The 19,662-nt window shown below is 42.8% G+C and carries 19 protein-coding genes; 8 read left to right on the forward strand and 11 right to left on the reverse strand.

Going from position 1 to position 19,662, the window contains the following annotated elements; genetic code table 11:
- Positions 1 to 11 precede the first annotated feature (11 nt).
- The 4 genes from PSU72_RS12205 to cysS form a co-directional block, all read right to left on the reverse strand.
- On the reverse strand, positions 12 to 887 hold the full coding sequence (locus tag PSU72_RS12205; protein WP_300432852.1) for an ATP-binding protein: 876 nt from the start codon (positions 885 to 887) through the stop codon (positions 12 to 14).
- The gene (gene argJ / locus PSU72_RS12210) at positions 888 to 2,114 is read right to left on the reverse strand and encodes a bifunctional glutamate N-acetyltransferase/amino-acid acetyltransferase ArgJ (protein ID WP_300432853.1); all 1,227 of its coding nucleotides are present in this window, start codon (positions 2,112 to 2,114) and stop codon (positions 888 to 890) included.
- A gap of 105 nt (positions 2,115 to 2,219) precedes the next feature.
- Positions 2,220 to 3,872 carry a diguanylate cyclase gene (locus PSU72_RS12215; RefSeq protein ID WP_300432855.1) on the reverse strand — a complete coding sequence of 551 codons (1,653 nt, stop codon included), beginning with the start codon at positions 3,870 to 3,872 and terminating at the stop codon, positions 2,220 to 2,222.
- 100 nt (positions 3,873 to 3,972) lie between these two features.
- Positions 3,973 to 5,361, reverse strand: a complete 1,389-nt coding sequence (cysS, locus tag PSU72_RS12220; RefSeq protein WP_300432856.1) for a cysteine--tRNA ligase — start codon at positions 5,359 to 5,361, stop codon at positions 3,973 to 3,975.
- A gap of 175 nt (positions 5,362 to 5,536) precedes the next feature.
- Here cysS and PSU72_RS12225 point away from each other — a divergent pair, with 175 nt between their 5' ends.
- The 5 genes from PSU72_RS12225 to PSU72_RS12245 all read left to right on the forward strand — a co-directional run bounded on the left by PSU72_RS12225 (position 5,537) and on the right by PSU72_RS12245 (position 9,928).
- Positions 5,537 to 6,571: a tetratricopeptide repeat protein gene (locus PSU72_RS12225; protein ID WP_300432857.1), complete on the forward strand. Its 1,035-nt coding sequence runs from the start codon at positions 5,537 to 5,539 to the stop codon at positions 6,569 to 6,571.
- Between the two features lie 115 nt (positions 6,572 to 6,686).
- The gene (locus PSU72_RS12230; protein WP_300432858.1) at positions 6,687 to 7,913 is read left to right on the forward strand and encodes a L,D-transpeptidase family protein; all 1,227 of its coding nucleotides are present in this window, start codon (positions 6,687 to 6,689) and stop codon (positions 7,911 to 7,913) included.
- A 49-nt stretch (positions 7,914 to 7,962) separates the two neighbouring features.
- Entirely contained in the window at positions 7,963 to 8,556 is a 594-nt protein-coding gene (locus tag PSU72_RS12235; RefSeq protein ID WP_300432859.1) for a peptidylprolyl isomerase, read from the forward strand.
- Positions 8,557 to 8,599: 43 nt separating this feature from the next.
- Entirely contained in the window at positions 8,600 to 9,091 is a 492-nt protein-coding gene (locus PSU72_RS12240; protein ID WP_300432860.1) for a peptidylprolyl isomerase, read from the forward strand.
- 54 nt (positions 9,092 to 9,145) lie between these two features.
- A complete protein-coding gene (locus PSU72_RS12245; RefSeq protein WP_300432862.1) occupies positions 9,146 to 9,928 on the forward strand; it encodes a UDP-2,3-diacylglucosamine diphosphatase in 783 nt (260 codons plus the stop codon).
- A gap of 6 nt (positions 9,929 to 9,934) precedes the next feature.
- On the opposite strand, the gene PSU72_RS12250 is transcribed toward PSU72_RS12245, so the two are convergent.
- The 6 genes from PSU72_RS12250 to PSU72_RS12275 all read right to left on the reverse strand — a co-directional run bounded on the left by PSU72_RS12250 (position 9,935) and on the right by PSU72_RS12275 (position 16,143).
- Complete coding sequence (locus tag PSU72_RS12250; RefSeq protein WP_300432863.1) at positions 9,935 to 11,566, reverse strand: HD family phosphohydrolase; 1,632 nt, start codon at positions 11,564 to 11,566, stop codon at positions 9,935 to 9,937.
- A gap of 59 nt (positions 11,567 to 11,625) precedes the next feature.
- The gene (locus tag PSU72_RS12255) at positions 11,626 to 12,360 is read right to left on the reverse strand and encodes an FHA domain-containing protein (RefSeq protein ID WP_300432864.1); all 735 of its coding nucleotides are present in this window, start codon (positions 12,358 to 12,360) and stop codon (positions 11,626 to 11,628) included.
- Positions 12,361 to 12,371: 11 nt separating this feature from the next.
- A complete protein-coding gene (locus PSU72_RS12260) occupies positions 12,372 to 13,196 on the reverse strand; it encodes a Stp1/IreP family PP2C-type Ser/Thr phosphatase (protein WP_300432865.1) in 825 nt (274 codons plus the stop codon).
- A gap of 195 nt (positions 13,197 to 13,391) precedes the next feature.
- Positions 13,392 to 13,919 (reverse strand): transcription antitermination factor NusB, encoded by a 528-nt coding sequence (gene nusB / locus PSU72_RS12265; RefSeq protein WP_300432866.1) that lies wholly within the window; start codon positions 13,917 to 13,919, stop codon positions 13,392 to 13,394.
- Positions 13,916 to 14,365, reverse strand: a complete 450-nt coding sequence (gene ribH / locus PSU72_RS12270) for a 6,7-dimethyl-8-ribityllumazine synthase (protein WP_300432867.1) — start codon at positions 14,363 to 14,365, stop codon at positions 13,916 to 13,918. Before ribH ends, nusB begins: the two co-directional genes overlap by 4 nt.
- 104 nt (positions 14,366 to 14,469) lie before the next feature.
- Positions 14,470 to 16,143, reverse strand: coding sequence for an OFA family MFS transporter (locus PSU72_RS12275; RefSeq protein WP_300432868.1), 1,674 nt, complete (start codon positions 16,141 to 16,143; stop codon positions 14,470 to 14,472).
- A 231-nt stretch (positions 16,144 to 16,374) separates the two neighbouring features.
- Between PSU72_RS12275 and phoB the strand changes: the two genes are divergently transcribed.
- The 3 genes from phoB to PSU72_RS12290 all read left to right on the forward strand — a co-directional run bounded on the left by phoB (position 16,375) and on the right by PSU72_RS12290 (position 19,230).
- Positions 16,375 to 17,067 carry a phosphate regulon transcriptional regulator PhoB gene (gene phoB, locus PSU72_RS12280; RefSeq protein ID WP_300388350.1) on the forward strand — a complete coding sequence of 231 codons (693 nt, stop codon included), beginning with the start codon at positions 16,375 to 16,377 and terminating at the stop codon, positions 17,065 to 17,067.
- An 89-nt stretch (positions 17,068 to 17,156) separates the two neighbouring features.
- Positions 17,157 to 18,491, forward strand: coding sequence for a phosphate regulon sensor histidine kinase PhoR (gene phoR / locus PSU72_RS12285; RefSeq protein ID WP_300432870.1), 1,335 nt, complete (start codon positions 17,157 to 17,159; stop codon positions 18,489 to 18,491).
- Between the two features lie 10 nt (positions 18,492 to 18,501).
- A complete protein-coding gene (locus PSU72_RS12290) occupies positions 18,502 to 19,230 on the forward strand; it encodes a hypothetical protein (RefSeq protein WP_300432871.1) in 729 nt (242 codons plus the stop codon).
- Between the two features lie 77 nt (positions 19,231 to 19,307).
- On the opposite strand, the gene PSU72_RS12295 is transcribed toward PSU72_RS12290, so the two are convergent.
- Positions 19,308 to 19,604 (reverse strand): hypothetical protein, encoded by a 297-nt coding sequence (locus PSU72_RS12295; RefSeq protein WP_300432872.1) that lies wholly within the window; start codon positions 19,602 to 19,604, stop codon positions 19,308 to 19,310.
- Between the last annotated feature and the right edge of the window lie 58 nt (positions 19,605 to 19,662).

A 19,662-nucleotide genomic window follows, 5' to 3' on the forward strand; every position in this document is an offset into this window, starting at 1 on the left:
CGTTTAATGCGTCAAGCAGAATACTTGGCGGCAAGTTGTTTTCTGCCCGCGTAATCTCGTGCGAATTGGTAAGCGATTCGGCCACTACGCGAGCCGCGAGTATGCGACCACTGTAAGGCCGCGGTGCGAGCCGAATCGTCGAATGTTGAGATTCCATAGTGGCGCAACCACTGCGCGGCTACGGCAAGGTACTCATCTTGATCAAACGAATAAAAAGCCAACCACATGCCAAATCGGTCTGATAAGGAAGTTTTTTCTTCAATGGTATCTCCCGGTCTAATCTCGCCGCCTAAATGCTGTGTTTCTAAACTTTCCGCCATAAATTCAGGTAATAAATGGCGTCGATTAGACGTGGCATACACTAAAATGTTATCTGAAGTCGCCGCCATAGAGCCATCCAACACTACTTTTAGCGCTTTATAGCCAGCATCCCCAACTTCAAAAGACAAGTCATCACAAAACACGATGAAGCGCTCTGAACGGTTACGCAGCAAAGCAGTAATTTGCGGCAAATCAGTTAAGTCTTGCTTATCTATCTCAATGATACGCAGCCCATCTTGCGAGAACTGGCTTAACAAAGCTTTAACGATAGACGATTTACCAGTGCCGCGTGCGCCCGTTAGCAGCACATTGTTTGCGGTATAGCCTTTAACAAACTGTGCTGTATTTCGGACGATTTCAGTTTTTTGCTGGTCGATATTATGCAAATCATCCAGCTGAATAAGGTGCGGATGAGGAATCACTTCCAAATAACCATGCCCTTTATTATGCTGCCAGCGCCATGCAATGGCTGACCAATCAGGCTCACTTGGGGCACTTGGAATAAAGGCTTCTAGGCGTGTTAATACGCCTTCAGCACGCTGAATCAACTGGCTAAAATCGCTCATTTATGACCTATAGTCCGCGTTGATTTTGACGTAATCATAGCTAAAGTCGCAGGTCCAAACTGTGCATGAAGCATTACCTCGCGCTAAATCTACACGCACTAAAATTTCAGGTTCTTTCATGACAGCTGAACCTTGCTCCTCTAAGTAAGCTGCAGCTCTGCCGCCATTTTCAGCCACTAACACATCACCTAGATAAAGTTTCAGTGCGTTTACATCGAGATTATCGACACCTGCATAGCCAATCGCCGCCAAGATACGGCCTAAATTAGGGTCAGATGCGAAAAACGCAGTTTTAATCAATGGTGAATGGGCAATCGCATAAGCCACTTTACGACATTCAGCTTCATCACGACCTCCTTCAATTTTCACGGTCATGAATTTAGTTGCGCCTTCGCCATCACGCACAATGGCTTGGGCTAACTCAATAGCCACATCACTCATCGCATCACGCAGAGCAATAAAATCTGAGCTACCTTCGTTAATTTCTGTATTGCCAGCCAGATTAGTTGCCATCAAAATCAAGCTGTCATTAGTCGACGTATCGCCGTCCACCGTAATACAGTTAAATGATTTATTCACGGCATATTGAATTATGCTTTCAAGCGCAGACTGGCTCACAGCAGCATCGGTCGCAATATAACCCAACATAGTCGCCATGTTCGGATGAATCATGCCAGAACCCTTGCTGATGCCCGTAATTGTGACTGTTTTGCCGCCAAGCTGAATTTGACGCGATGTGCCCTTGGCAACAATATCCGTTGTCATAATCGCTTCAGCCGCATTCAGCCAATTATCTTCTTTTAGATTGGCTATCGCCGCTGGTAAGCCTGCAACGACTTTATCGACGGGTAACGGCTCTAAAATTACGCCGGTTGAGAATGGTAATATTTGGTTGGCTTGCAAATTTAGTAATCCGGCTAATGCTACACAAGTTTGTTTTGCCCGATTCAAGCCTTCTTCACCAGTACCTGCATTTGCGTTGCCTGTATTCACTAACAAAGCGCGTATACCTGACTTTTGCGCAATAAAGTCTTTACACAAAATCACCGGTGCAGCACAGAACTGATTTAAGGTAAATACACCAGCCACTTTGCTACCTTCAACCAAAGTCATCACTAGTACATCCTTACGGTTTGGTTTACGCACATGCGCTTCTGCAAAACCTAATTGAACGCCTTTAACTGGCAAGAGTGATGCGGCTTCTGGAGAGTTTAATTTAACGGGCATAGCAATTTTCCATAATGATCAATGTGAATATTTTAACGTATTAGTGAGTTTGTACTGAATATATCAGGCAAGATTTTGAGTATATAAAACTTTAATGAATGAAACTCAAAGCCCAATAGCTTCTTGTGATTCAGACTGATATCGCTCTACGCGATTCCGACCTAAGCGCTTGGCTTGCAACAATGCATTGTCTGCAGCTTCAATAATCTCAAAAACACTACCTAAGTCAGGATAAGAAGCTGTTCCTGCACTAAATGTAGCGTGAATGACGCCGCCTGCATAGTGATGTGTGAAGCGTGCAAAATCTTGTCTAATTTTGTCAATAATGACTGCAGCTTGGCTGGCATCAACACCTGGCAAACCAATAATATATTCTTCACCGCCATAGCGCCCAATCAGGTCAATTGAGCGCAAACGCCCTTTGAGTAAATAAGCCAAGGTGCGTATCACCAAATCACCTACGGGATGCCCATAGGCGTCATTGATGGATTTAAAATGGTCAATATCGAGCATGACTATCGCCATTTCCTGGCCTAGCGGCAAATCACGCAACATCGAGGCCAATTTAGTCTTGGAACTTGCATGGTTAAGCAAACCTGTTAAACCGTCCATTTGTGTAGAACGCTGCATCTCGCGAAAGCGTGAAATTTTAGCTTCTACCACTGCGGCTAATAGCACTGGGTTAAACGGCTTCATTAAAAACTGGTCGCCACCTAGCCTGAGCGCCTCAACTTGCATGCTGACTTCAGTTTCAGCAGATAAATATACAATAGGAATTGTCGCATAGGCTTCAGTTTGACGTAGTACGCGAGTAGCTTCCACACCATTGAATTTTGGCATGTGCATATCCATCAGAATCAAATCTGGCGTATATATCTCAAGCGCATCAAATAGTTTATCTGGGCTATTAATAGAAAAAGTATCTATGTCATACTGAGCCAGCGTCCTCTCTATCGACGCTAAAGCCACTCTAGAGTCTTCAACGACCAGCACGTGGCTTTTTTCTTGCGGGGCAGTTTGTACTAAATCTAAGATACGACTGAGTACCATAGTTGAGTGATTTTTAATGGGGATAGTCGCATCCACCCCAGCACGCATTAACTTTACAATCGACTCAGGCTTTAATGGTTCGCCCAAATACAGCATCTGGCTAGAGAAAAATTGTTGATGTAACTGAGCAATGAGTGCGAGTTGCTGCTCAGTCGCATCACTATTCACACTCATGAAAATAACGGCTAAAGGCGCGCTGTCGATTGCAGGCTGATCTTCCCAAGCAATAATTTCAATCTTAAAGCCAAAAAAAGATAATTGTGTTTTGAGTTCATTCGCAACATCAAAACCGTGATTGTCGGCCACCACTAAGACATTGCGCGGCTTTATCCATTGATCATCTTTAGCATCAATATACGCTTTACTGTGCCAACCCTCTTGATGGCGACAGGCTTCTTGCGACAAGAACATTGATTCAACCGTGCTATTGAGCGTGTCAATTTTCTTTTGTATGCTTTCTTGATCGTCATTTGAGATTGGATGCGCACTCTCAGTAGAAAGCTTGGCGAAAGCTTCACTTTCAAGCCCTTCACACAAGCGTACTAAGCCAGACATGCGTAATCGATTAAAGCTATCCACCAAGCTATTAACCGCTACGATGAACTCAATAGACTGTTCAAACTTACCTTCAAGCAGATAGCGCTCCCAGTGACTATTCATCGCTGCAAGACGCTCAGAAAACGAGTCTTTAACTATAGTATCCATCATTAATAACCTTTACGGCAATTCAGAAACAACGGTGTATTCAAGTGCGAAGCGCAACACCTGATTTATTAAAGTACGCTTTCGCTGAAAGAGAAGCGAGTCCTTACAGCTTGCGCCAGGTTGTACCCTGCGCGGTATCTTCTAACACAACACCTGCATCCAGCAGTTGCTTTCTAATCGCATCGGCTTCAGCAAAATTTTTGTTCTTTTTGGCAGTTATTCTAGCCAATATCAATCCGTCTACATCAAGCAGTTGCACATCGTCACCCTGCAAAAATACATCGGCATCACGTTGCAATAATCCCAAAACACCCGCTAGGTTTTTGAGTAAGGTGGCCACTTCCAATGATTTGGTTTTATTCACTTCATTCGCTAAATCAAACAATACCGCCATTGCTTCTGGCGTATTGAAATCATCATCCATCGCTTCTTTAAAGCGTGCTGCATGAGGCTGCTGCCAATCAATCGCAGCCTCACCAACCACATGCCCACGTAAAGACGTATATAAGCGCGTGAGCGCTAACTTTGCATCATCTAAATGCTGGTCAGAATAGTTAAGCGGACTACGATAGTGGGCGCGCAAAATGAAGAATCTAACCACTTCTGCATCATATTTTTCCAACACAGTACGTATGGTAAAGAAGTTGCCTAAAGACTTAGACATTTTCTCCTCATCTACCCGCACAAAGCCATTGTGCATCCAGTAATTGACCATTTGGCAAGGCTCGCCATCATGGCTGTGAGCCGCTTCTGACTGCGCGATTTCATTTTCATGATGCGGAAATTGCAAATCTTGACCGCCGCCATGAATATCAAAATGCTCACCAAGGTGATGCGAGCTCATCGCAGAGCATTCAATATGCCAGCCTGGACGACCTTTTCCGCTATTAGGTCCGCCAAAGGGTGAATCCCAGCTTGGTTCATTTGGCTTAACAGACTTCCATAATACGAAATCCATTGGGTCTTTTTTATGTGTATCGACTTCTACGCGCTCACCTGCACGCAAGTCCTCAAGTGACTTGCCTGATAGTTTGCCATAGCCTTCAAAGTTGTTCACTGAATAAAATACATCGCCATTGGCTGCTACGTAGGCAAAGCCTTTTTCAATCAAGGCTGAGATCATTTGTATCATGCCATCAATAAATTCAGTGGCTTTGGGCTCAATATCAGGACGAATGATGCCTAGTTTTGCGGAGTCTTCATCCATTGCTTCAATAAAGCGCTGGGTTAATTGACCTATCGTTTCACCATTCTCATTAGCGCGTTTAATAATCTTGTCATCAATATCTGTAATATTGCGTACATAGGTCACGGCATAACCAGAACTGCGCAACCAACGGCTGACCATATCGAATACCACCATGACGCGCGCATGACCCAAATGGCAATAGTCATAGACGGTCATCCCACAGACATACATGCTCACTTTTCCAGCGACAATTGGCGTGAATGTTTGCTTTTCACGAGCGAGCGTATTGTAAATTTTTAGCATAATCTGATGGTTAAACGAGAATTAAAAGAAATTGTTAATGAATAGTTGTTAAGTAAATGAATGATTTAGAAGTTTTTGCTAAATATATGGCAATAATCTCAAATGAGCTATTGGATGTTAGCTAGGCTATTGATAGAATTACGCTTTGTCATTTAACTAGAAAAAGTATATCACAATGAATAAATATATTTCTTTGCTAAACGCTTTAATCGCACGGTCTTTCTTGGTAGCCGCCGTGAGTTTATTAGCGCCTGCGGCACACGCAGACGAGCTTAAAGACATTTCACAACTTGCAGATCAAGGTCAATCTGCTGTTGCCATTGACCGCTTGAACACCTACATTCTTGCCAATCCAAAAAATGCACAGGCATTGTTTATGAAAGGCGTATTACTTGCAGAGCAAGGTCGTCGCGATGAAGCCATTCGCACATTTACTGATGTGACTGAAAAATTCCCTAACTTACCTGAGCCATATAACAACTTAGCGGTACTTTACGCTGACCAAGGTCAATTCGATAAAGCTAGAAAAGCACTTGAGACTGCAATAAAAACGCACCCAAGCTATGCCACAGCGCATGAAAATTTAGGTGATATTTATGCGCGTATGGCATCTGAAGCTTATGACAAGGCATTGCAGTTAGATACCAGCAATACCCGTGCTGAAGGCAAGTTATCGATGATCAAAGACTTGTTTGGTACAGGTAACAAAACTACGCTTGCGTCTAAAGAGCCGGTAAAAGTAGCTAATCCTATTCGCCCTGCAGATACAAAACCTGCTGACGTTAAAAAAGTAGCGGTGGCTCCGACAAAAACAGCTGTTGAGCCTGCTAAAGTAGAACCAACTAAAAATGTTGAGCCTGCCAAAAATAGCGATGCAGATATTACCTCGGCTGTGAATAACTGGGCGCAAGCATGGTCGGCAAAAAATCTTGATCAATACTTCGCAAGTTATGGCGCAAGCTTCCAACCAGCAAAAGGTGAAAGCCGCAAAGCTTGGGAACAACAACGTCGCGAGCGTATCACTAGACCAGCTAAAATCAATGTGGAAGTGTCTAATGTCAACATCACATCTACTGAGGCCAACAGCGCTAAAGTACGCTTCAAACAGTCATACCGTGCTGATTCTAAACCGATTTACACCACCAAAACACTGGTGATGAAAAAACAAGGTAACAACTGGTTCATTGAGCAAGAAATTGCTAGCAACTAAAACTTAACTGTCACTAGCTTCAATAATAAAGTTGCATGTCATTAATGACGGCAACTTTATTTTGGCTTTTATAGATGTTGCTTCATTGCAGTTTTATAAGGTAATTTGTTGAGAAATGGCTCTAAATAAAGGTTTAACATACGTACTATTAGCGGCGATTACTCTTGTGCCGTGGAATGCGACGGCGGTCAATAGCTACAGTTTGAGCAATTTATTGCATAAACCTGAGTTGCGCTCATTAACTGGACTAGCTGAAAATTTACTGGTAAAAAGTTTGCTGGAGATTACACAAGGCAAAAACCAACAAGCATTAAAGACCGTAGATGAGCTCATCCAAAAAATCCCCAACTTCAAACTGGCTTACCTAGTACGTGGCGATTTACTCATGGCTCAAGCGCAGCATTTGCAGGCTTTTGGTAATGCTAATGTAAATCAAGCCGCAGCAGTTAAAGATTTGCAAGCTGAAGCGCGTGTAAGAATTGAACGTTACTTGTCTAATGAGAATTTAGATAAATTACCTAACCTATTACTTGCACCCAATAATCAACAAAGTCATCTGATTGTGGTTGATACCGACAAGTCGCGCTTATATTTGTATAAAAATAACGGCGGCAATTTGAGTTATGTTGCAGACTATTATGTGACGGTAGGCAAAAATGGCGTTGGCAAACAAACTGAAGGCGACAAGCGCACGCCGATTGGTGTTTATTTTGCCAGTCAAAAATTAACCAAGCCACTCGCTGATATGTATGGCAATGGCGCATATCCGCTGAACTACCCTAACGAATGGGATATGCAGCACAACAGAAGTGGCTCTGGCATTTGGCTGCACGGCACACCAAGCACCACCTATAGCCGGCCACCTAATGCAAGTGACGGCTGCGTAGTATTGACCAACCAAGACTTAAATACCATCGCCCCGATACTGCAAACAGGTAAAACACCTGTGATTATTGCCAATCACTTAAAATGGATAAATGCAGACAACACAAGCGCGGACAAAGAATCGTTACAAAAAGCGATGAATAGCTGGTTAAACGATTGGAAGTCACAAAACACACCCAAGTATCTTTCGCATTACTCGCAAGCTTTCTCTACCGATGGCATTAACTTCCAGCAATGGTCGGACCATAAATTCACGGTGCAAGCAAGTAAGCCAAAGGTTGATATTGCATTATCAAACATCAGTATGTTTGCTTACCCAGATGCAGATAAGAAATTAGTAGTGGTTGATTTTACACAAGACTTTAAAAGCCCGACTTTAAGCAATAAAATGCAAAAACGTCAATACTGGATTAAGGAAGATAACACTTGGAAAATCATCTACGAAGGTTCGGCTTAAGTCGCTATTTTAAGTCACTATCACGTTTGCTTTAACCCTAAGGAAATCTATGCGTAAATTTTATGCTGTTGCCATACTTGCAGTTTCTGCGACTCTTGCGTTGCTTAGCGCTCCAGCAATGGCTGCCAACCCTCAAGTCACATTTGAAACGAATCGCGGCAATTTTGTGGTTGAGCTATACCCGGAAAAAGCGCCTAAAACGGTTGCCAACTTCTTGAAATATGTAAACTCTGGCTTTTACAAAGAAACTATTTTTCACCGAGTCATTAATCGCTTTATGATACAAGGCGGTGGTTTTAATGCCGACATGTCTGAAAAGCAAACACTTGCCCCCATTAGCAATGAAGCGGATAACGGGCTAAAAAATGAAATTGGTACAATTGCCATGGCAAGAACCAATGATCCAGATTCGGCAACGGCGCAGTTCTTTATTAATCTTGAGAACAATGTCCCACTCAACTATCAAGGCCCAGATCCAGAGCTCATAGGATACTGTGTATTTGGTCGTGTGTTAAAAGGCATGGATGTGGTGCGCGAAATTGGCATTACCCCTACCATAAACGTTGGTCCATATTACGACGTTCCAAAATCAGCAATATTAATACACCAAGTTAAAATCAACACTAACGCAACTAACAACTAGGCCTGTATAGGCTTTATTTACACTCTTAAATTAAGGATATTTTGTGGTTAAACTACTTACAAATTTTGGCGAAATTACTTTAGAACTCGACGCAGAAAAAGCACCGATTACCGTTGCAAACTTTTTGCAATATGTAGATAACGGCTTTTATGATGGCACAATTTTTCACCGCGTGATTGATGGCTTTATGATTCAAGGCGGTGGTTTTGATACAACAATGAATCAAAAAGAATCTGCAGACGAAATTAAGAATGAAGCAGACAATGGTCTAGCCAATGACCAATACACCATTGCGATGGCGCGTACTTCCGCACCGCATTCAGCTAGCAATCAATTCTTTATTAACGCTGGCAATAATGACTTCCTGAACCATTCAGCACCTACAAGCAGCGGCTGGGGCTACTGCGTTTTCGGTAAAGTCTCAGCAGGTATGGATGTTGTGGATAAAATCAAAAAAGTGAAAACTGGCAGCAAAAAAGGCCATCAAGATGTGCCTGTAGAGAATGTCATCATTGAAAAAGCAACACGCTGCTAATGCTTGTAGCGTTAAACTGTAATCTAGCAATCATATTGGATTACGCTGTTTAACATGAAAAATCTTGGGGATAAATCGGACAATCAATTAAGCCAGAGCTTAATGGGTCACAGCCTGTTTATCTCCGATTTGCATTTATGTGCCAGTCGACCGCACATTACTACGGTGTTTTTAGATTTCCTAAAAGATACTGCGTCACAAGCAAGTGCGTTATATATTCTGGGGGATTTGTTTGAATACTGGGCAGGTGATGACGATATTCAAGACGTCCATCATCAGCCAATAATCTCTGCTTTTAAACATCTTGCTGATGCTGGAACTAAGCTTTACCTCATGCATGGCAATCGCGACTTCTTGATTTCCAGCGAGTTTTGCGATGCTGCAGGAATGACTTTATTGCCAGACCCTAGCCTTATCAATCTACATGGCAAAACTGTATTACTGAGTCATGGCGATGATTTATGCACAGATGATGTGGAATATCAGAAGTTCAGATTACAAGTGCGTACCGCTAAATGGCAGGAAGATTTTCTGAAATTACCGTTACAAGTCAGAAAAAATCAGATTGAAACTATCCGTATGCGTAGCGAGCATGAAAAATCACAGAAATCAATGCAGATCATGGATGTTAACCAAGCGGCTGTTGAACACTTATTAACAATTCACCACTATCCTGAGATGCTAATCCACGGTCATACACACCGACCTCACGAACATAAAATCCAATTGGATGGTCACAATCTAACAAGGTGGGTATTAGGCGATTGGTATGAACAAGGCAGCTACTTACGTTGTGACCAGTTTGGCTGTAAGGTCTTGTCACTACTACAAGAGTGACCGCATTTAGGGTTGATAGCCTGGAATCTTAGACTCATCAACTTCATCAATCTGCTCAGGCTCCAAGAATTGCTGAGCGTATCTCAAGTAAACTTTTTCACGCACAAAAATATCAAATAAATCAGGGTCTATATGATGATCTACTTTCATCTTACCTAAAATATATAGTGACTCTGATAGTGTTTTAGCCTTCTTATACGGCCGGTCTTTTGAAGTAAGCGCCTCAAAAATGTCCGCAATCCCCATTACACGTGCAGGCACCGACATTTGCTCACGCGTTAACCCTTTTGGGTAACCCCGACCATCCATGCGTTCATGATGTCCGCAGGCGTATTCTGGCACGCGTTTTAAGCCATTTGGATAAGGCAAAGAATCCAGCATATGAATAGTCACAACGATATGATTATTAATAATCTCTCGTTCTTCTTTAGTCAGCGTGCCACGTGTAATATTTAGATTGTAGACTTCATTTTCACTCAAAAATGGCCTTGAGTCGCCATTTGCATCGACTAATTTATTCGCCGCAATATTAACCACTCGCTGCTGATCTTCATCCGTCATAGACTCGCTACCGAAATTAGACTTTCTCAGAAACTCCAGATCTTCATCACATTTCTGATTATAAGCTAGCAGTTGAGCATCTAACTCAGCGATATCTTGGACTTGTCCATTTTTCAATGCTTCAACTTGCTTTTTCAGGATGTCGCACTCAGCTTGTTTCTTAAGCAACTCAAATCGCTGATCGACTAAATCAATCCGGTCGAATATGCCAGATAACTTAGTTGGCTTATCCATCACAGATTCTGGCGTGGTAACTTTACCGCAATCATGTAGCCAACCAGCAATCTTTAACTCATAAAACTCTTTTTCATTGAGTGTAAAGTCTTTAAGAGGGCCTTCTTTAGCATCGATTGCAGCTTGAGCTAACATCAAAGTAAGCTCTGGTACACGTCTACAATGCCCGCCAGTGTAGGGAGATTTCTGGTCAATGGCTTCCGCCATCAACTCAATAAAGGCCTCGAATAAGCCTTTCAAGCCTTCAATCAAATTCTGGTTGGTCATCGCAACCGCAGCTTGTGAAGCTAACGATTCAACCAAGCTTTGATTGGCTTGTGAGAATGGGATAATCTCATGTGTATCAATATCAATCGCATTGATAAGCTGCAGTACGCCGATGACTTCCGCCTCATGATTTTTCATGGGAATCGTTAAAAATGACTGCGAGTGATAGCCAGTTTTCTCATCAAATTTACGCGTGCCAGTAAAGTCGAAATTCTGTGCGCTATAGGCGTTTTCAATATTAACGGTTTTATCGTTCACGGTCGCGTATGCTGCCACCGTAGTTAAGTTAGGCCTGCCATCGTCTAAATATAAAGGGATAGGCAAAAATGGAATTTCCTTACCTGTCGTACCACCCATCGCAAGCGCTAGGGTTTTATTACGCATGATCTCAAACTTAAGATGCTTATCATCGGTAATGGTGTACAGCGTGCCACCATCTGCGTTGGTAATTTCCTGCGCGCCTAGTAATATCGTTTCTAAAAGACGTTTATTATCTCGCTCAGCAGAAAGCGCGACTCCTATCGTATTAAGGCGCTCAAGTCGTTTTAGTAAATAAGGGTGCTGTTGATCCATCATGCTATTGAATTGATCATAAGGCTTAGGGTAAAGGTGATTTTCATATTGATTAATTCAGACTAAACTTTATCTAAATAAAACTCCATTTTCACGCCAGCAAGCTCTATCACGTCATGGTCACTCAGCTCAAATGCCTGCGAACCTATAGAATTGCCATTGACGATAGGAAAAACTTTGCCTTCAACATGCGTAACGAAGTAACCCTGTGGACGTTTAGTGATTACCGACACTTGCACACCTGTTTTACCCAAGGTGGTAAGTGCTTTATTAAGAATCAGCTCACGCCCTACACTAGTGCCGTTTAACACTTGTATTCTGCCAACAGCCATCGCAGGCGCTGACTTTTCAGCTAATGGTAATACTGACCTCTCTGAGATGACTGGGTCCGGCGCTGCGGTACTAGGCTCTGCTTGAGCTTGTTCTCTCATTATTTCAGCTAACTCGGCTGGGCGAAAAAAAACGGTTTTTTCAAAAGCTGAATCATTGCTAATGTGGTTTTTTGACTTAGCGTCACTGATAAATTTCAATTGATGCTTGCCAAGCGAAATCAAGTCTCCAGACTGCAATAAATAGCTTTTGACCAACTTGTCGTTAACTTCGGTGCCATTTGTACTATCTTTATCTTCGATATAAAAGTCATCGCCCTTTTTCAATATCACGGCATGCTCACCACTGACTGCTAGATTATCGATATGAATGTCATTCGTTGGTCGTCGGCCAATAGTAGTGCGCTCACTTTCAAGCGGAAACTCATTCAGCACCTTATCATCTAAAGAAAAAATCAGTTTAGCCATTATCCACCCTGCTATTTTAACCAACTAAAAAAGTTATCGCGCCAAGTCTTGCTGTACTCAAAAGACTCTTTTACCTTAATAAGTATGACAGAAATATTATCTTTTCCACCATTTTCGTTCGCCAACTGCACTAGCGCTTGTGCAGCAACGTTGATATCTGGCATGAGCTTGTTAAGCGCAGACTCAATGACTTCATCATCGACTAAATCGCTTAAGCCATCTGAACAAACTAAGTATATATCACCTACCTCAACATCATGCTCGTTAAGCTCTAACTCAACCTCTGGGTCAATGCCCAAGGCCCGCGTGACTAAGTTTCTATTGGCTGAGTGTTTTGCTTGCTCTGGGGTAATAAGCCCTGATTTAATCTGCTCTTGCAATAATGAATGGTCTTCCGTTATTTGGCTTAATACTTGGTCACGCAGCCTATACATACGCGAATCGCCGACATGCCCAACGAGCAATTTATTATTGGTAAAGACCCCAACAACCAGGGTGGTGCCCATACCTGCACACTGTGGCTGAGATTGAGAAACACTATAAATGACTTCGTTAGCACTTTTAACTGCATCAACAATCAACTGCGCTTCTGCTTGCTTACCTAATACCGAATCAACTTTTCCAGCGTGCTGGCTAGCCAAGCTTTCCATTAGTTCGGCAGTAATACTTAGCACCGCCATCTCACTTGCCACTTCACCAGCCTTGTAACCACCCATGCCATCAGCAAGCACAACAAAACCCATTGTGTCATCACTTGCAACGGCATCTTCGTTATGGTCACGCTGCAAACCAACATCAGTTAAACGCACAATTTCTAGCACGCCACTCAAGTTCATGCTAGCCGGCTAACTCGATCTTAGCATCGCATAATGCAGGGAACTTCTGCACTTTTCCACGAAGAATATGCAGAAAGACTAACAACATGACGGAATCAGAAATTTTAACGGCATGAGCATCTCTTTAATCATCAATTGTCATCACTGACTAGCGCGCATCATTTAATAGTCTAAATGCTATAACGCAGAGCGATATCAACTCTTATTATTTAGAACTTCTGAAGCACGCACATCAGCCGCCAGTTTATCTAATACGCCGTTGATATATTTATGGCCATCAATCCCGCCATATATCTTAGCTAACTCAACGCCCTCATTAATCACCACTCGATAAGGAATGCTCATATCAAACATTAATTCACAGCCAGAGATTTGTAAAATCGCATGCTCTATCGGGCTTAATTCACTGACTTGACGATCAATAAATGCAGCCATTTTTTCATCAAGTTCAGTGGCATGCTCACCAACAGCTTCAAGCAATTGTTTGAAATAAGCTTCATCTGCCTTTGCATAATCTGGGTCTTCTGCCATATCACGATATACAGCACTCATCTCGGACTGATTCAACATTCCACGATAAACCGCTTTTAATACTAACTCGCGTGATTTTCTGCGATTTTGCCCAGGTTTCTTTTTAACTGATGGTTTTTTTGCTACATTTTTTTGATCAGTTTCTTTTTCTACGACTAGGCTGGTTAATGAAGCATCATTCTCAGCCATCATAGCGATCTAACCAAATTAGCCATTTCAATAGCTACTTGTGCGGCTTCAGCACCTTTAACATGCATACGCGCAATTGCTTGATCATCATCTTCAGTGGTCAGTACGGCATTAGCCACAGGAATACCTGTGTTAAATTGAACTTCAGAAATACCACGTGCAGATTCATTAGAAACCACTTCAAAATGGTAAGTCTCACCGCGAATAATGGCACCTAGTGCAATCAAGGCATCAAATTTTTCGCTAATTGCCATGTGTTGCAAAACCAATGGTGTTTCTAATGCACCTGGTACGGTTGCGATGGTAATATCATCGCTCGCAACGCCTAACTTCAGCAACTCTGCAGTACATGCGCTGAGCAAACCATCACCAATATCACTGTTAAATCTTGAAAGGACTACACCGATTTGCAGGCCTGTTCCATCTAAGTTTTTTTCAATTTCTCTCACGTTTTATCCTTAAGCGCTACCGCACAATTCACAAAACCGTATTTTACCGCATATCGATGATAATGATTTAGTAAAAATACCGTTGTAAGCGCTATACAACTGATTTAATGAAATAATCCCCAAGCCTTTTGTATGGTGCTCCAAATACCATAACTAATCGGAATTAACACCAAAGTCCATGCAAGCACCACCAACATTGGATGGCTAGCCGATTGCGAGGCGCTATTCACGACACCATTTGTATTTGTAGCTTCAGATTTTTCATGTGCTAGCTTTCTTACAACTTCTAGCTCCGCGTCTGTCATGTAATATTTTTCAGCCACCGGTTTCACTAGAGAGTTCGCGATAAAACCCACCACAAGCAAACCTGCCAGCACCAGAAAAATTGGCGCGTATACTTGGTCAAACGGCACTTTGGCTTCTAAACGCGTGTCATGCATGTAATTCACCACGACTGGCCCTAAAATACCTGCGGTAGACCACGCAGTAAGTAAGCGCCCATGAATCGCACCCACAAACTGCGTGCCGAACATATCTGCCAAGTAGGCGGGAATGGTTGCAAAACCACCGCCATACATAGAGGCAATCACACAAAAAGCACCTACAAATAAAGCGAGTGATTTAAAGCCCGCCACATAAGTCGCAGTGCAATACATGAGTGCGCCCAACACAAAGAAAATATAGTAAGTGCGCTTACGGCCTAATTTATCTGACGAAGTCGCCCAAGCAAAACGGCCAAAAATATTAAACAATGAAATCAAGCCAACAAAACCTGCGCCTACTGCTGCCGCAGCGGCCGTGAGTGCTTCATCTTTTTTAATATCAGCAAAGCCAATACCAGGCTGACCAATCAGTGCACCACCAAAGGTTTCTTGCAGCATAGGCGCAGCCGCGCCAATAATACCAATGCCAGCTGACACGTTCATACATAACACCAACCACAATAACCAAAACTGCGGTGTTTTATGAGCGTTTTTAAGATGCACGTGCTTGCTGGAAATCATCGCGTTATTTTGTGCTGCTGGCGGCGCCCAATTGGCAGGTTTCCAGCCAGTTGGCGGCACGCGATAGCTCAGCGAACCCCATAACATGAATACAAAGTAAATCGCCGCTAAGGCAACAAATGTTTGCCAAACACCTGGATTGGTTGGCGTTGCAAAGTGCCCCATCAGCTTAGTAGCAAGTGGCGAGCCTATCATCGCACCACCGCCAAAACCCATAATCGCCATACCAGTTGCCATACCACGACGATCAGGAAACCATTTAATCAGGGTAGAAACAGGCGAAATATAACCTAAACCAAGACCTATACCGCCGATCACACCACTGCCTAGCCACATCAACCATAATTGATGCGCATAAACACCGTACGCCGAAATAAGTAAACCACCGCACCACAACACCATAGAAACTAAACCGGCTTTGCGAGGGCCTTCACGCTCTAGCCAGCCACCCCATAGCGCAGCCGAGCAACCTAGCAACACAAAAAACAAAGTAAACATCCAACCTAAATCAAACTGCGTCCAATTACAATCTGTCGCAAATAAAGCCCTTGCCGTGCCTGATAGTTTTTCAGATAAGTTAGTCGCTCCGGCCGCACAGGCTGCTAAGGGCTTACCATCCACGCCTATAAGCGCATTGCCTAGTGGCTTCCAAAACACACTAAAACCATACGCCATACCAATGGACAAATGCACTGCCAATGCTGCTGGCGGCACTAGCCAGCGATTAAAATTTGCATTTGCGGTAATATGCTCTTTAGATAAAAAATTCGCCATGCCACCCTCTTAATATACAAGAATTATTATTGCGTAATTACGTTATGTTACATAGTGTAACAAATTAAAAAAAATGGCAATTTAAAAAGAGGTAATTTGATAGAAGCACTACAGAAGCATCACTGATGCATAACCGTAGAATTTTATATTTACTATTTGTCATTAATCTGTCACATTTAAATCATAAACTGGCAAAAATAAAGTAATAAAAAGTACATTCAAGAGGAAGCTATGCCTGCCAATATATTAGTTGTGGAAGACGAACCAGCGATTCAAGAACTGCTCGCGCTAAACATTACCCAGGCGGGGCACAATGCCATGCGCGCCTTAAGTGTAGAAATTGCACAAAACCTAATGCGTGAAACTATTCCAGATTTGATTTTACTGGACTGGATGCTGCCAGGCATGAACGGCTTGGAGTTTGCGCGCTTATTGAAATCAGACAGCCTAACAAAGACCATCCCGATTATCATGCTGACCGCTCGCGGCGATGAATATGACAAAGTGCGAGGTTTAGAAGTTGGCGCAGATGACTACGTCACAAAACCATTTAGCCCTCGCGAATTGAATGCACGCATTAAAGCGGTGTTACGTCGCCGCGCGCCGCAAATGACAGACGACCCAATTGAAATGGCAGGTTTACGTTTAGACCCTACTACTCACCGCGTCACTGGCAACAGTAAAACGATAGACTTAGGTCCAACTGAGTTCAGACTGCTGCACTTCTTTATGACGAATGCTGAACGCGTACACACACGCAGCCAGCTTTTAGACAAAGTTTGGGGCGACCGCGTTTTTGTTGAAGACCGCACAGTAGACGTACATATTCGCCGTTTGCGTAATGCACTTTCACTTTCGGGCCATGAAGATTTAATTCAAACCGTACGTGGAGCAGGCTATCGATTATCAGAAAAGAACGATTAAATTAAGCATTAAATATATACGTTATAGCTCATTATTCGGCTAAAAGCTGGCTATAATTGTTGACGTTAATTTATTGAAGAAGTTAATCTGTGCTAGATATTCGTTGGAAAGCTGGTTTATTCGTTTGCGCGCTCAGCGTCATCTGTCTATTTTTCTGGCTAATCACTAGCATCAATACAGCGCTTATCGTATTCGCTGCTGGCCTTTTGATGTACCTCATCAGCCATGTTTATTGGCTACATGCGTTGCAAAAGTGGTTTAAAAACCCCAAACTCAAAGAAATACCCGAAGGCTCAGGCGTTTGGGAGGATATTTTCGTCGCACTGTTGAAGTACGAGCGCAACAATAACCAAAACCAAAATCAACTTAACTCTGCACTAGAGCGCTTTAATCTTGCCACTAGCGCCATGCCCGATGGCTTGGTAATACTGAGTGCGAGCAATGAAATTGAATGGTGCACACCCAATGCAGAACATCAGCTGGGATTGAATCTAGATACAGATAGAAAGCTTCCTGTCGTTAATTTGATTCGCAATAGCCACTTTATTGCTTACTTATATAACGAAAAATATGACGAGCCTTTTAAATTAAAATCTTGGCGTAATTCTGAAGTCACTCTTGAAATTCAGTTGATACCATTCGCCAATAATCAAAAACTATTAATTAGCCGCGATATGACTCAGTACGAAAAAGTAGACGTCATGCGGCGCGATTTTATTGCCAATGTTTCTCATGAACTACGCACGCCACTCACCGTGGTAGGTGGTTTTTTAGAAACACTGACTGATATGGAAGGCGCAGTGCCAGATAATTTAAAGAATTATTTTGCCATGATGGAAGATCAAACCATACGCATGCGCCGTATCATTGAGGATTTACTCACACTCTCCACAATAGAAAGCAACACCGAAGAGCCTGACGATAGTGAAATCGATATGTCTATTTTATTAAAATCCGTGCAAAATGATGGCGTTGGGTTAAGTCAGGGCTTGAATAAAGTTAAGCATATCATTCATCTAGAAGCTGACGCTACACTCAACCTAAATGGCGCGGTGGAAGAGCTGCGTAGCGTATTTAGCAACCTAGTCAGCAATGCTATTCGCTACACCCCTGCTGGTGATAAAAAGTCAGGTAAAACTGGTGAAATCTTTATCCGTTGGGCATTAGTGAATGGCGAGCCTGTTTTTTCTGTGCGCGACACGGGGATTGGTATTGAACAACAACATATTGACAGGTTAACCGAACGGTTTTACCGAGTAGACCGTAGCCGTAGCCGAGAAACTGGCGGCACGGGGCTTGGTTTATCCATCGTTAAACATATCTTAATTCGCCATCAAGCGAAACTTGAAATCTCCAGCGAGTTAGGCGTAGGAAGCACATTCAGTGCGGTATTCCCTAAAGCACGAATTGCATTAAAAAAATAAACGTTTAAAAATGCGCTCATTCATTATTGTTCTGCTAATTGTGATGTTGCCAGCTTGTACAAACATTTCAACTAATACAGCCACGCAAGCCACCAAGCCGATTCCTGAGCAAAATGACCGCAGTACGATTAATCAGATCGGCAAGGGTGATTCTGACCGCATGGCTGATGTTGAAGTGCGTGAAAACACCGAAAGCCTGCGCCTACTGATGCTAAAATTGTATAAGCGCAACCCGCACGAATTGCAAAAGAGCACGCCGGATGTTGCAGAGAAGATGGTTAATTGGGTGTTCAACGGTGAAACACAACATCATTACCAATTTGAATCCATCAACAATCAGCAAGGTACAGAAGCCATATTCTTAGCATTTAAACCAGAGTTCACTGGTGACCGTGTGCTGGCCTTTACTGTTGGGCTGCAAACTATGTTACTTAAAGCGCATGGTAACAAAACTGATTTCTACTTAAATGACAGCATAGACCCGCAACATATGTATAACGTGTCGAGAAACATTGAGATTGCCGCTTGGAAGCTTTCAAATGCTAGAGATGAAATGGGCACATTGTATTTACTCAGTAATGAAATCAACGATAAAGATAAAAATTTATCATTTGAACGCGAGTTCGGAAAAATGATAGGTCGCACAGATTTGTTTGCCATTACCTTAGCTGAAAAGTCACAGAGGCTAATTTCAAGGGTGGTGCAAAGTCTTGCAACTGCTGTGTTCTTACCTTTCTAGCAGGCTCCAAACAGGCAATAAAAAAGGAGCCTAGGCTCCTTTTTTATTGAATACAGCTAGAACAGGTACGCGAAAAATTACTTTGCAGCTGAGTCTTTTGCAGCAGCATCTTTAGCGGCTTGCACAGCATCTACTGCTGCATCTTTGGCTTCACCAGCAGCGGCTTCAGTAGCTGCAGCAGCTTCTTTAGCAGCATCCTCAGTTTTAGCAGCAGCATCTTTTGCAGCATCAACGGTAGTTGCTTTCATTTCTGTAACAGCTTCTTTCGCTTTTTCAGCAGACTCTGCTGCTGCATCCTCTGCCTTTTTGCTACATGCGGCAAAACCTACAGTCACAACCAAACTTAATAACAACACTTTTAGCAGTTTATTCATCTCAAAATCCTTTATAAATTTTAGGTCTACTGTTTAAATTGCAGTCCTACGAGTAAAA

It is taken from the genome of Methylotenera sp., assembly GCF_029945535.1.
Taxonomy (GTDB): domain Bacteria; phylum Pseudomonadota; class Gammaproteobacteria; order Burkholderiales; family Methylophilaceae; genus Methylotenera.

What these genes read in the sequence shown, in the direction of transcription:
- PSU72_RS12245 (WP_300432862.1), top strand. Translation starts at nt 9,146, where the DNA reads ATGAAAAATCTTGGGGATAAATCGGACAATCAATTAAGCCAGAGCTTA.
- PSU72_RS12255 (WP_300432864.1), bottom strand. Translation starts at nt 12,360, where the DNA reads ATGGCTAAACTGATTTTTTCTTTAGATGATAAGGTGCTGAATGAGTTT.
- PSU72_RS12215 (WP_300432855.1), bottom strand. Translation starts at nt 3,872, where the DNA reads ATGATGGATACTATAGTTAAAGACTCGTTTTCTGAGCGTCTTGCAGCG.
- nusB (WP_300432866.1), bottom strand. Translation starts at nt 13,919, where the DNA reads ATGATGGCTGAGAATGATGCTTCATTAACCAGCCTAGTCGTAGAAAAA.
- PSU72_RS12235 (WP_300432859.1), top strand. Translation starts at nt 7,963, where the DNA reads ATGCGTAAATTTTATGCTGTTGCCATACTTGCAGTTTCTGCGACTCTT.
- phoB (WP_300388350.1), top strand. Translation starts at nt 16,375, where the DNA reads ATGCCTGCCAATATATTAGTTGTGGAAGACGAACCAGCGATTCAAGAA.
- PSU72_RS12275 (WP_300432868.1), bottom strand. Translation starts at nt 16,143, where the DNA reads ATGGCGAATTTTTTATCTAAAGAGCATATTACCGCAAATGCAAATTTT.
- PSU72_RS12225 (WP_300432857.1), top strand. Translation starts at nt 5,537, where the DNA reads ATGAATAAATATATTTCTTTGCTAAACGCTTTAATCGCACGGTCTTTC.
- PSU72_RS12205 (WP_300432852.1), bottom strand. Translation starts at nt 887, where the DNA reads ATGAGCGATTTTAGCCAGTTGATTCAGCGTGCTGAAGGCGTATTAACA.
- argJ (WP_300432853.1), bottom strand. Translation starts at nt 2,114, where the DNA reads ATGCCCGTTAAATTAAACTCTCCAGAAGCCGCATCACTCTTGCCAGTT.
- PSU72_RS12250 (WP_300432863.1), bottom strand. Translation starts at nt 11,566, where the DNA reads ATGATGGATCAACAGCACCCTTATTTACTAAAACGACTTGAGCGCCTT.
- PSU72_RS12290 (WP_300432871.1), top strand. Translation starts at nt 18,502, where the DNA reads ATGCGCTCATTCATTATTGTTCTGCTAATTGTGATGTTGCCAGCTTGT.
- PSU72_RS12260 (WP_300432865.1), bottom strand. Translation starts at nt 13,196, where the DNA reads ATGAACTTGAGTGGCGTGCTAGAAATTGTGCGTTTAACTGATGTTGGT.
- PSU72_RS12230 (WP_300432858.1), top strand. Translation starts at nt 6,687, where the DNA reads ATGGCTCTAAATAAAGGTTTAACATACGTACTATTAGCGGCGATTACT.
- cysS (WP_300432856.1), bottom strand. Translation starts at nt 5,361, where the DNA reads ATGCTAAAAATTTACAATACGCTCGCTCGTGAAAAGCAAACATTCACG.
- PSU72_RS12295 (WP_300432872.1), bottom strand. Translation starts at nt 19,604, where the DNA reads ATGAATAAACTGCTAAAAGTGTTGTTATTAAGTTTGGTTGTGACTGTA.